The following is an 11,786-nucleotide window of genomic DNA, read 5'->3' as shown; positions in this document are numbered from 1 at the left end:
ATTCTTCCCTGCATCGACACCACATTTCGTCCCGCGGACGGTCTCCGCAGAGCGACGATCCGGGTGCGTGCGATCGCGACTCCGACCGCTCCTCGCCGAGCTCCAGGCGCACACGACGTGGAGCGACGGGAGACCGCGCGCCGAGCCCGGCCGCCGGCGCTCCGGGCGCCCCACGCACGTCGCACGCGTCGAGGCACCGCCCGCCCTCGCGGCCGAGCGCGACCGGTAGTCTCCGCCCGTGGCCGCGACGGCGACGACGACGCTCCCGTACGACTGGTACGCGGACCCGTCCGTCCTGCGCCTCGAGCAGGAGCGGATCTTCGCGCGGTCGTGGCAGTACGTCGCGCGCGTCGGTCAGGTCGCGGAGCCCGGCGCGTTCGCCGCCGCGCGCGCCGGTCACGTCCCGATCGTCCTCGTCCGCGGTCGCGACGGCGTGCTCCGCGGGTTCGTCAACGTCTGCCGCCACCGGGGCTTCGTGCTGTGCGAGGGCGACGGTCGCCGTGAGACGCTGCAGTGCCCGTACCACGCGTGGACGTACGAGCTCGACGGGTCGCTCCGCTCGGCGCCGAGGAGCGACCACGAGCCGGGCTTCTCGCGCGAGGGTCTCGGGCTCGTCCCCGTGTCGGTCGACACGTGGGGGCCGTTCGTGTTCGCGAACCCGGATCCCGACGCGGCGCCGCTCGCGGAGACGCTCGGCGAGCTCCCCGAGCTCCTGCGCGACGGCGGCGTCGACGTCGACGGGCTGCAGTTCGGCCTCCGGGCCGAGATCGACCCGTACGACGCGAACTGGAAGGTCGTCGTCGAGAACTTCCTCGAGTGCTACCACTGCTCGATCGCCCACCCGACGCTGTCCAGGGCGATCGACGTCGGCCGCGACTCCTACCGGCTCGAGACCCACCCGACGTTCTCGAGCCAGATCGCGGAGCCGCGCGACGGCGGCGGCGGCGTGTACGACGCCTCCGGTGCGCTCGACCGCGGGCAGTTCCACTTCCTCTTCCCGGGCACCGTGGTCAACGTGATGCCCGGCCGGCCTAACCTCTCGATCGGCCCGATCGTCCCGGACGGGGCGGAGCGGACGCTCCGCTTCCTCGACTACTTCTTCGCGCCCGACGTCGAGCAGGCGTGGATCGACGACTACCTCGCGCTCGACGACCTCGTCGGGGCGGAGGACCGGGTGCTCGTGGAGCGGGTGCAGGCCGGCGTGCGGACGGGCGCGATCCCGCACGGGCAGCTGCTTCCCGAGTCGGAACGGCTGATCGCGCACTTCCAGGGGCTCGTGGTCTCCGCGCTCGGCGCCGAAGAGGAGTAGGGCGATGGCGACGCGGACGGAACCGAAGCGCTCGCGGCTGATCAACCGCGAGCTCTCGTGGCTGGACACGAGCGAGCACCTGCTCGAGCTGGCCGCGGACGAGACGATCCCCTTGCTCGAGCGCGTGAAGTTCTGCGCGATCTTCTCGTCGATCCTCGACGAGTTCTTCATGGTGCGGGTGGCCGGGCTGATCGAGCAGGAGCAGTCCGGGCTCGCGGTGCGGTCGGCCGACGGCCTCACCCCGACCCAGGCCCTGGCGGAGATCCGCGAGCGCGTCGCCGCCCTCACGCACCAGCAGTCGCGGCTCTGGAAGAAGGTCCTGCGCCCCGAGCTCGCGGCGGCAGGGATCGTCGTCGTCGGCATCGACGGCTGCTCCGAGGACGAGCTCAGACAGCTCGGGCGCTACTGGGAGCGCGACATCTACCCGGTGCTGACGCCGCTCGCCGTGGGCCCCGGGCAGCCGTTTCCGTACATCTCGGGTCTCTCGCTCTCGCTCGCCGTGATCGCGACGCATCCCGACCGTGGCGAGCGCTTCGCGCGGATCAAGGTCCCGGAGGGCCTCGACCGCTTCCTGCCCGTCGAAGGGAAGCTCGTGCCGCTCGAGGCCGTGATCGGCCACTTCCTGCCCGCGCTCTTCCCGGGGATGGAGATCGTCGAGCGCGCCGTCTTCCGCGTCACGCGGGACGCCGACTTCGCGGTCTCCGACGAGGCGGACGACCTGCTCGAGGCGATCGAGTCCGAGCTGCGCCGGCGCCGCTTCGGCGACGTCGTGCGTCTCGAGGTCTCGGCCTCGGCGTCGAGCCGGCTGATCGACCGTCTCGTCACCGGGCTCGGCATCGAGCGCACCCAGGTCGTCGAGGTCGAGGGCCCGCTCGACCTGTCCGAGACGATGCAGCTCGTGGGCATCGACCGCCCCGACCTGAAGGACGACCCCTGGGTCCCGGTGGCGCCGCCGCGCCTCGCGGACGTGCGGAACGCGGCGCGGCTGTTCGAGGAGATCCGCAAGGGCGACGTCCTCACCCAGCAGCCGTACGAGTCGTTCCGGGCGACGTTCGAGGCGTTCGCCCGGGCCGCCGCGGCCGATCCCGACGTGATCGCGGTGAAGACGACCGTGTACCGGACGAGCGACGACTCCGCGCTCGTGTCCGCCCTCGTCGACTGCGCCGAGCAGGGCAAGCAGTCGGTCTGCCTCGTGGAGCTCAAGGCCCGGTTCGACGAGGTGCGCAACATCGAGTGGTCACGCACGATGGAGCAGGCTGGCGTCCACGTCGTGCACGGCTTCCACGACCTGAAGATCCACGCCAAGATGACGCTCGTCGTGCGCCGCGAGCGCGACGGCCTGCGGCGCTACGTCCACATCGGCACCGGGAACTACAACGCCGCGACCGCCCGCGTCTACGAGGACGTCGGGATCTTCACCGCGGACGAGGAGATCGCGGCCGACGTCGCCGAGCTCTTCAACTACCTGACCGGCTTCGCCGAGCCGCAGCGGTTCCGCAAGCTCGTCGTCGCCCCGGTGTCGATGCGCGCGCGGGTGATCGAGGAGATCCGGCGCGTGACCGCGGCCGCCGAGGGGGGCGCACACGCGCGGATCCGCATCAAGCTCAACCAGCTCGTCGACCCGACGATCATCGACGAGCTGTACGCCGCCTCGCAGGCCGGTGCGACGATCGACATCGCCGCCCGGGCGATCTGCATGCTCCGGCCCGGTGTCGAGGGCATGTCGTCGCGGATCCGCGTGCGGTCGATCTTCGGCCGCTTCCTCGAGCACAGCCGCATCTACTCGTTCGAAGCGGGTGACGACGTGCGGATGCTGATCGGCAGCGCCGACCTCATGCCGCGCAACCTCGACCGCCGCATCGAGGTGCTCCTGCCGGTGGAGAGCAGCCGCACCCGACACGAGCTGAACGCGATCCTCGACAGCGTCTTCGCCGACAACACGTTCGCCTGGGAGCTCGCGCCGGACGGCACCTGGAACCGACTCACGCCCGGGAAGGGGCAGAAGACCCACGTGCACCAGGCGGTGATGCAGCGCCGGGCACGAACACGCGCGAAGCGCGCCCGCGACGCGCGGAACCGTCCCTGAGCCCGGACGACCGCGTCGTCACCACCGGATCGGGCCCGCGCGCCCTGCCGGCGCCGCCGGGGAGAGGTCAGGGCCGGACGAGCGGCTTGTAGCGGATCCGGTGCGGCTCGAGCGCCTCGGGACCGCGCGTCTCGGTGACCCAGGCCGCGTACTCCTCCCAGCTGCCCTCGAACCACGTCACCTGCGAGTCACCCTCGAACACGAGCATGTGCGTCGCCACCCGGTCGAGGAACCACCGGTCGTGCGAGATCACGACGGCGCAGCCGGCGAAGTCGAGGAGCGCCTCCTCGAGCGCGCGCAGCGTGTCGACGTCGAGGTCGTTGGTCGGCTCGTCGAGCAGCAGCAGGTTCCCGCCGGAGCGGAGGAGCTTGGCGAGGTGGACGCGGTTGCGCTCCCCCCCGGAGAGGGCCTTCACGGGCTTCTGCTGGTCGCCGCCCCGGAAGTTGAACCACGACACGTACTGCCTCGAGTTCACCTCGCGCCGGCCGAGGGTGATCGTGTCGTGCCCGCCGGAGATCTCCTTCCACACCGTGTTCTCGGGCGCGAGGTCGGCGCGGGCCTGGTCGACGTACGCGAGCTCGACGGTGTCGCCGATGCGGAGCGCGCCGCCGTCCGGCTCCTCCTCGCCCGCGATCATGCGAAACAGCGTCGTCTTCCCGGCGCCGTTCGGGCCGACGACGCCCACGATCCCCCCCGGCGGCAGCGAGAACGTGAGGTCGTCGATCAGCAGTCGGTCGCCGAACCCCTTGCGCAGGCTCTCCGCCTGCACGACGACGTCCCCGAGCCGGGGGCCGGCGGGGATGTGGATCTCGACCGTGTCGAGGCGGACGCTCTGCTCCTCGGCGAGGAGCCGCTCGTACGCGGCGAGCCGCGCCTTCGACTTCGCGTGCCGCGCCTTCGGGCTCATGCGCACCCACTCGAGCTCGCGCTGCAGCGTGCGCCGGCGGGCGGCCGACTGCTTCTCCTCGCCGGAGAGCCGCGCCTCCTTCTGCTCGAGCCACGACGAGTAGTTGCCCTGGAACGGGATGCCGCGCCCGCGGTCGAGCTCGAGGATCCAGCCGGCGACGTTGTCGAGGAAGTACCGGTCGTGCGTGATCGCGATCACCGTGCCGCGATAGTCGGCGAGGAAGCGCTCGAGCCAGGCGACCGACTCGGCGTCGAGGTGGTTCGTGGGCTCGTCCAGCAGCAGCAGGTCTGGTGAGGAGAGGAGCAGCCGGCAGAGCGCCACGCGACGCCGTTCGCCGCCCGAGAGCGTGGTCACGTCGCGGTCGCCGTCGGGCACGCGGAGCGCGTCCATCGCGCGGTCGAGCGTCTGGTCGAGGCTCCACACGTCGTGGCGGTCGATCTGCTCCTGCACGCTCGCCTGCTCGGCGAGCAGGGCATCGAAATCCGCCTCGGGCTCCGCGAAGGCGGCCGAGATCGCGTTGAAGCGGTCGAGCAGGTCGCGCAGCGGCCGCACACCGTCCTCGACGTTGCCGCGGACGTCCTTCGTGGGGTCGAGCTCGGGCTCCTGCGGCAGGAGCCCGACGGTCGCGCCGGGGGCGAGCTGCGCGATCCCCGACGACGGCTCCTCGAGGCCCGCCATGATCCGGAGCAGCGTCGACTTGCCGGCGCCGTTCGGGCCGAGCACCCCGATCTTCGCCCCGTGCAGGAACGAGAGCGAGATGCCCGCCAGCACCTGGCGCTCCGGGCCGTAGAACTTGTCGGCCCGGTGCATCGTGTAGATGACGTCTGCGCTCACGACCGATGAGGCTACCGACTGCCCGGCCCCCGGCCGGGCGCCGGGTCGGCATGTGTCAGGGGTCAGCCCCCTTCCGGACTCTCGCCGAGCGCCACCCGGACGTCGTGCACGAGTGCGTCGACGGTGAGATCCGCACCGGCGTTCAGCGTCGCCAGCCACTCGCCGTCGGGCCCGTAGATCCGGACCGGGGCCGAGTGGATGTCGTCGTCGCCCGACACGGCGACCGAGAGGACGCCGAAGTCGCGCCACACGCGCGTCAGCTCGTCCTCGTCACCGACGAGGTAGCTGATCCGCCCCTGTGCGCGATGGCGGCGAAGGAAGCCGGCGACCTCGGCCGGCGTGTCCTCCGCCGGGTCGACCGTGATGCCGACGACGGTGACCCGCTGCCGCTCGTCGGGTGCGAGCCGGTCGACCGCGCGGGCGGTGATCTCGCCGATCACGGGGCACGCGTCACGGCACTGCGCGTCGAGGAACGTGACCACCGCGACGCGGCCGCGCAGATCGCCGTCGCTCACCGGGCGGCCCTGCTCGTCGACGAGCGAGAACGACGGGAGCGCGATCCCGGGGGGTGCCTCGCTCCCGGTGTACGGGCCGCCGTCGAGCGGCGCGCCCCCGACGTCGCCCCCCGAGCCCCCGGTGAGCACGACGACGAGGACTGCGCCCGTGGCGAGGGCGAGGGCGCCGGCGGCGATCGCGAGCAGGAGCCGCATGGGGCGAGGGTAGATCCTGCGTGCTCACACGCGCCGCAGCACCTCGAGGTCACGCTCGTACGTGAGGAGGGCCGCCGCCTCGTCGAGGGTCACCCAGCGCGCGTCGTCGATCTCGCCCGGCGGGAGGGCGAGCTCGCCGTCGACGACCCGCATGCGCCACCAGCGCACGCGCTTCGGTCGGTCGCCCGGGCCCGTGTACCAGGTCGCCGGGAGCTCGTCCTCGAGGGCGCACGCGAGCCCCGTCTCCTCCGCGACCTCGCGGAGCGCGCACTGCTCGTCGCTCTCGTCGGGCTTGCGCTTGCCCTTCGGGAACGTCCAGTCCTCGTACCGCCTCCGATGCACGACGAGCACCTCGAGACCGTCCCTCCCGCCGCGCACGGGAACGCCGCCCGCGGCGAGCACCGGCTCGGTCACGCGACCGCGGCCCGGGCCCGCTGTTCGAAGCGCCGCCACACACTGCGCCAGGCGGCCCGGGCAGCCGCCCGCCGGGCGCGCTCGCGCTCGACGATCCGACCCGCCGCGACACCCCACTCCGGGTGCTCGACGGCGAGAGCGCGGACACGCGCCTCGGCGACCGTGCTGTCCTGGTGGTCGCCGAGGACGTCCTGGACGTCCTTGGCGGCCGACACCGCTCGCCGGCCGCGCTTGCCGAGCTCGTGCCCTGCGAGCTCCAGCGCGTAGCGGACGCGCTTCGCACGGATGCGGAGCGCGTGGAGCTCGTCGTCGGACGGCTCCTTCGGCAGCGTCGCCGCGGCACGCCGCGCGCGACGCAGCTCCTTGGCGGCGAGCGCGCGCAGCGTGGCATCGGCCTCGCCGGGGGGCACGCCGTCGACCGCGATCCCCTCCAGCCGGTCGAGCAGGGCGAAGTAGCGGTCGCTCGACAGCGCCTCGAGGACGGCGGCGCGTGCCGCGGCGCGCTCGCGCTCGAGGTCGTCGAGCAGGTGGAGCCCCGTTTCGGCGTCCTGGTCGAGTGCGGCTGCGTCTCCCTGCAGCCGCTCGACGAGCACGTCGAGGTCGCGTGCGGGCCCGAGTGCGGAGCCCAGCCAGGCGAGCTCGCCCCGGAGCTCCTCGACCCAGGCCCGGTCGACGATCGGGCGCGCCGCACGCAGGAAGGCGCGGAGCCTGCGCGTCGCGACCCGCAGCTGGTGGAGGTCCTCGATGTCCTCCCCGAGCCGGGTCCCCGGATCGTGGACGAGCATCCTGCGCGCCTGCTCGCGGATCGCGATCGCGAGCGCCTCGCGCGGCGTCGCGTCCGCGGGGACGACGTACGGCTCGACGGGCCCTGCGAGCTCGAGCGCGCGATAGAGCTTCGGCACCTGGCCGGCATCCGTGGCACCGGCGCGGCGCAGCTGCTTCTCGAGCCGGCGGAGCGTCTCCTCGTCTCCTTCGAGCAGCTCGACCTCGAGCTCGCGGAACCGGCGCGTCACGTGGACGCCGTCGAGCACGGCGACGCTGTCCTCGACGATCTCGGCTCCGTTCACACGCACCGTCTCGCGGCGCGTCCGCATCCGCGCGACCGGTACGGGAACCTGGCCGCGGAGGTGCGCAACGAGCAGGTCGAGCATCTCGACCGGTGGGTGGGCAGGCGGGCCGGGCAGCTCCAGCTCGATGCGGGAGGCGCCATGGGGGAGCTTCAGCTGCCAGAGCCCCGCACCCCCCTCGATCCGATGGCGGAGCGTGACGCCGCTCCGGGCGAGGCGCAGGTCGGGCGCGTCGTAGTAGGTCGAGACGAAGAGCCGCTCGGGCAGCGGCGCGCCAAGCTCGGGCAGGACGAACCCCTCGTCCGCACCCAGCTTGATCTCGCGCTCGACGGTCTTGCGCATCCATGCTCAGCGTACTCGTGCATCCGCTGCGGGAGGTGTGTCCGGTCGGGCGCCGACCGACTCGAGGCTCGGCCTCGTTGACGGCGCTCGCCCCGGTTGCGAGAGTGGCGACCCGGGAGAGGCGACCATGACCGAGACCTCCGATCCCACGCGTGCGCCGGTCGACGTGCTCTTCGTCTGCGTGCACAACGCCGGCCGTAGTCAGATGGCAGCCGGGCTCGTCGCCCTCCGCTCCGCGGGGCGCGCTCGCGCCCGGTCCGCCGGCTCCGCGCCCGCGGAGGTGGTGAACCCGCTCGCCGTGGCGGTGATGGCCGAGCTCGGCGTCGACCTGGCCGGAGCGACGCCGACGCTGCTGACCGACGATGCGGTGAGCGTCGCGGACGTCGTGGTGACGATGGGCTGCGGTGACGCCTGCCCGGTGATCCCGGGGAAGCGCTACGAGGACTGGCCGGTCGCCGACCCGGCCGAGGCCTCGTCGCTCGACGAGGTACGGACGATCCGCGACGAGATCGACACCCGCGTGCGACGGCTCCTCACCGAGCTCCGGGTCGCGGTCCAGTAGCTCCGTTTCGCGGAGCGTCCCCCATTCCGATCGGTCGTGCCGCCTGTGGCCGGTTCCTCCGGCGCGTGCTCGATCGATCGACTAGGGTGGCGCCGCCGTGAGGATTTCGCTCACACCGCGGACGAGCGAGTTCTTCGTGCTCTTCGCGCAGGCCGGCGAGAACGCCCTCGAGACCGCACGCCTCGTCGAACGGCGGTTTCGGGAGCACCCGAACTCCGGCGTCACGCAGGAGCAGGTGAAAGCGGCGGAGACGAAGGGCGACACGCTGACGCGGCAGACGATCCAGCTCCTCAACACCCAGTACGTCACCCCGTTCGACCGCGACGACATCTACCTGCTCGCAACCGAGATCGACGACGTCGTCGACTACCTCGAGGAGGCGTCGGACCTGCTCGGGCTCTACGGGGTCGAGATGCCGACGCGGCACGCCGTCGAGCAGTGCGCGATCATCGTCGAGGCAGTCGGGCACCTCGCCACGGCGTGCGAGAACCTGAAGGGCATGCGCGGCGTGTCACAGGCCCTCGTCGACATGAAGTCGCTGGAGGACCAGGGTGACCGGCTCCTGCGCGATGCCCTCGCCTCGCTGTTCCACGACTCCAAGATCGACCCGTTGATCGTGATCCGCTGGAAGGACATCTACGAGGCGCTCGAGCGGGCTCTCGACGCCTGCGAGACAGCGGCGAACGTGATCGCCAACATCGTCGTCAAGAACGCCTGACGATGGACGCGACTCTCGTCGCCGTCGTCGCCGTCGCGCTCTTCTTCGACTTCACGAACGGCTTCCACGACACGGCGAACGCCGTCGCCACGACGATCTCGACGAAGGCCCTGTCGCCGCGCGTCGCCGTGCTGATCGCCGCGGTCCTCAACTTCGCGGGAGCGTTCGTGTCGATCAAGGTCGCGGCGACGATCGCGAAGGGCATCGTCGACCCGTCCGCGATCACGCTCGAGATCGTGCTCGCCGGCCTCGTCGGCGCGATCACGTGGAACCTGATCACGTGGTTCCTCGGGTTGCCGTCGAGCTCGAGCCATGCCCTGATCGGCGGCGTCCTCGGCTCGGCCATCGCCGCTGCAGGCTGGGACGTCGTCCAGTGGCAGGGGATCAAGGACAAGGTCCTGATCCCGTCGCTCCTCGCACCGGTGTTCGGCTTCGTGACGGCGTTCCTGCTCATCCTCGCGATCGTCTGGACGGTGGCACGGCGCCGACCCGATCGCGTCAACCGCTTCTTCCGCCGCGGGCAGATCATCTCCGGCAGCTTCGTCGCGTTCACGCACGGGACGAACGACGCGCAGAAGACCATGGGCATCATCGCGCTCGCGCTGGTGGCGAGCGGGGAGCTCGACGCCGACTTCAGCCGTCCACCGACGTGGGTGATCGTGTCGGCGGCGCTCGCGATGGCGCTCGGGACCTATGCGGGCGGCTGGCGCATCATTCGCACGATGGGGACGCGGATCGCGAAGATCGACCCGCCGCAGGGGTTCGCGGCGCAGACCGGCTGCGCAGCCGTCCTGTGGACGACGGCGCACTACGGCTTCCCCGTCTCGACGACGCACACGATCTCCGGCGCGGTGATGGGGGCCGGATCGATCCGTGGGCTCTCGGCGGTGCGCTGGGGGGTGGCCGGAAACATCCTCGTGGCGTGGGTGATGACGATCCCCATGGCCGCGTCGGTCGGCGGGCTGATGGAGGTGCTCACGCGGCTGCCCGGCGGGACGGCGATCGTGTTCGGCCTGGCGGTCGCGATCGCCGCGACCGCGTTCGCCGCGCGTCGCTGGGAGACGAGGCGCCTCGCCCCGCCGCGGGCGGTCGAGCCCGCACCGGCGACGGCGTGAGCCGCGGCACAGGGTCGAGCCAGGACCCCGCAGAGGCCCTGACTCGACCGGCAACACACTCCCACGAGCGCCTCGCCGCCTCGACCCCGAGCTCGAGGTGATCCGTGCCTTCTCGGCCGAAGGCTCGGCCTCACATCGCGGGCGGGATCTCAGTGACTCGCGTCTGAGTACTCGTGGAACTCGCCGGTGACGAGGAACTCGGTCTTCTCGCCGATGTCGACGGCGTTGTCGCCGATCCGCTCGATGCAGCGGGAGACGACGATCATCCGCATCCCCCACTCCACGGCCTCGGGCGACAGCGTCATCCCGAGCACGGTGTCGACGACCTGACGGTTCGTCCGGTCGATGAGCTCGTCGAGGTCAGGGAGGCTGCGGGCTGCCTCGACGTCGCGCGCGGCGAACGAGTCGAGCGCGATCCGGACCATCTCGGCGGCGCGGTCGCCCATCTCGCGCAGGCCTTCGGCGAGGTCGCTCCGCGGAGTCAAGGAGGCGGAGAGCTTCGTCAGCTTGGCGATCGTCACCGACTGGTCGCCGATCCGCTCGAGGTGGATCGCGTCGTGGAGGATCGCGAGCACGAGCCGGAGGTCCGTCGCCACCGGCGTGTCGAGCGCGAGCGTCTGCTCGACGAGCTTCTCGATGCGGTGGTAGCGGGCGTCGATCTCGTCGTCGAAGGCGATCACCTCGTTGCAGAGCTCGACGTCCTGCTTCTGGAGGGCGTCGATGGCGCCACGGACGGCGCGCAGGGCGACCTCGCCGAGCTCCTGGATGCCGGCTTCGAGCACGTCGAGTCGGTGCTGGAACTCGACCCTCATCCGAACCGCCCCGTCACGTAGTCCTCGGTCCGCTTGTCGGCGGGCGAGGTGAAGATCTTCGTCGTCTGATCGTACTCGACGAGGACTCCGTGTCGGCCCTTCCCGTCCTCGTGGAGATCGACGCTGAAGAACGCCGTCATGTCCGCGACGCGTGCCGCCTGCTGCATGTTGTGCGTGACGACGACGATCGTGTACTCGCGCTTCAGGTCGTGCATCAGGTCCTCGATCCGCGCCGTCGCGATCGGGTCGAGCGCCGAGGCAGGCTCGTCCATCAGCAGAACGTCCGGCTCCGTCGCCAGGGCACGGGCGATGCAGAGACGCTGTTGCTGCCCACCGGAGAGACCGAGAGCGCTCTCCTTGAGGCGGTCCTTGACCTCGTCCCAGAGCGCCGCCTGCCGCAGGCAGCGCTCGATGCGCTCGTCCAGCCCCTTCTTCATGCCGAGCGCGCGGGGCCCGAAGGCGACGTTGTCGAAGATCGACTTGGGGAACGGGTTCGGCTTCTGGAACACCATCCCGATCCGGCGCCGCACCTCGACCGGGTCGACCGACCGCTCGTACAGGTCCTTGCCGTGGTAGAGGACGGCGCCCTCGACCTTCGCCCCGACGATCAGGTCGTTCATGCGGTTGAAGCAGCGGATGAACGTCGACTTGCCACAGCCGGACGGCCCGATGAAGGCGGTCACCGTGTTCTCGTAGACGTCGAGCCCGACGCCGGCGAGCGCGACGGCGCCGCTGTAGGAGACGGAGAGATCGCTGACCGCGAACACCTTCTCGCGACGCTCGATCTCCTCCCGGGTTACGCCGAGCGACACCTCGGCGAGGCGCGAGCTGTCGATCGACGGTGCGTGCTCGGTCGTGCGAGCGTGGGTCTCCGGGGGTGGGTGTCGTTCTTCGTCCATGTGCTCCTGAT

Annotated in this window: 12 protein-coding genes; 6 read left to right on the top strand and 6 right to left on the bottom strand. The window is 71.4% G+C overall.

The features are described 5' to 3' along the window. The first annotated feature begins 67 nt into the window (after positions 1-67). From AC162C_RS02170 to ppk1, 3 genes are read left to right on the top strand one after another with little or no spacing between them, the layout of a single operon-like run. On the top strand, positions 68-229 hold the full coding sequence (locus AC162C_RS02170; protein ID WP_484096109.1) for a hypothetical protein: 162 nt from the start codon (positions 68-70) through the stop codon (positions 227-229). A 9-nt stretch (positions 230-238) separates the two neighbouring features. Beyond that, a complete protein-coding gene (locus AC162C_RS02165; RefSeq protein ID WP_484096108.1) occupies positions 239-1,309 on the top strand; it encodes an aromatic ring-hydroxylating oxygenase subunit alpha in 1,071 nt (356 codons plus the stop codon). Between the two features lie 4 nt (positions 1,310-1,313). After that, positions 1,314-3,395: a polyphosphate kinase 1 gene (ppk1, locus tag AC162C_RS02160; protein ID WP_484096107.1), complete on the top strand. Its 2,082-nt coding sequence runs from the start codon at positions 1,314-1,316 to the stop codon at positions 3,393-3,395. Positions 3,396-3,462: 67 nt separating this feature from the next. On the opposite strand, the gene ettA is transcribed toward ppk1, so the two are convergent. The 4 genes from ettA to AC162C_RS02140 form a co-directional block, all read right to left on the bottom strand. Continuing rightward, on the bottom strand, positions 3,463-5,136 hold the full coding sequence (gene ettA, locus AC162C_RS02155) for an energy-dependent translational throttle protein EttA (protein WP_484096106.1): 1,674 nt from the start codon (positions 5,134-5,136) through the stop codon (positions 3,463-3,465). A gap of 62 nt (positions 5,137-5,198) precedes the next feature. Beyond that, positions 5,199-5,846: an SCO family protein gene (locus AC162C_RS02150; RefSeq protein WP_484096105.1), complete on the bottom strand. Its 648-nt coding sequence runs from the start codon at positions 5,844-5,846 to the stop codon at positions 5,199-5,201. Between the two features lie 24 nt (positions 5,847-5,870). Then, the gene (locus AC162C_RS02145; RefSeq protein ID WP_484096104.1) at positions 5,871-6,260 is read right to left on the bottom strand and encodes an NUDIX hydrolase; all 390 of its coding nucleotides are present in this window, start codon (positions 6,258-6,260) and stop codon (positions 5,871-5,873) included. Beyond that, positions 6,257-7,669, bottom strand: coding sequence for a CYTH and CHAD domain-containing protein (locus tag AC162C_RS02140; protein ID WP_462974605.1), 1,413 nt, complete (start codon positions 7,667-7,669; stop codon positions 6,257-6,259). The genes AC162C_RS02145 and AC162C_RS02140 overlap by 4 nt, the downstream gene beginning before the upstream one ends. A 127-nt stretch (positions 7,670-7,796) precedes the next feature. Here AC162C_RS02140 and AC162C_RS02135 point away from each other — a divergent pair, with 127 nt between their 5' ends. The 3 genes from AC162C_RS02135 (at position 7,797) to AC162C_RS02125 (ending at position 10,064) form a co-directional block, all read left to right on the top strand. Continuing rightward, a complete protein-coding gene (locus AC162C_RS02135) occupies positions 7,797-8,231 on the top strand; it encodes an arsenate reductase ArsC (protein WP_462974604.1) in 435 nt (144 codons plus the stop codon). A gap of 97 nt (positions 8,232-8,328) precedes the next feature. Next, positions 8,329-8,949: a DUF47 domain-containing protein gene (locus tag AC162C_RS02130; RefSeq protein WP_484096103.1), complete on the top strand. Its 621-nt coding sequence runs from the start codon at positions 8,329-8,331 to the stop codon at positions 8,947-8,949. Between the two features lie 2 nt (positions 8,950-8,951). Further along, entirely contained in the window at positions 8,952-10,064 is a 1,113-nt protein-coding gene (locus AC162C_RS02125; RefSeq protein ID WP_462974602.1) for an inorganic phosphate transporter, read from the top strand. A 149-nt stretch (positions 10,065-10,213) separates the two neighbouring features. On the opposite strand, the gene phoU is transcribed toward AC162C_RS02125, so the two are convergent. Both phoU and pstB read right to left on the bottom strand, forming a co-directional pair. Then, the gene (gene phoU, locus AC162C_RS02120; RefSeq protein WP_484096102.1) at positions 10,214-10,876 is read right to left on the bottom strand and encodes a phosphate signaling complex protein PhoU; all 663 of its coding nucleotides are present in this window, start codon (positions 10,874-10,876) and stop codon (positions 10,214-10,216) included. After that, a complete protein-coding gene (gene pstB, locus AC162C_RS02115) occupies positions 10,873-11,775 on the bottom strand; it encodes a phosphate ABC transporter ATP-binding protein PstB (RefSeq protein WP_462974616.1) in 903 nt (300 codons plus the stop codon). The genes phoU and pstB overlap by 4 nt, the downstream gene beginning before the upstream one ends. Between the last annotated feature and the right edge of the window lie 11 nt (positions 11,776-11,786).

This window comes from Gaiella sp., assembly GCF_057140465.1.
The sequence above is the reverse complement of the archived record's forward strand: the minus strand, read 5'-3'. Positions and strand labels throughout refer to the sequence as shown.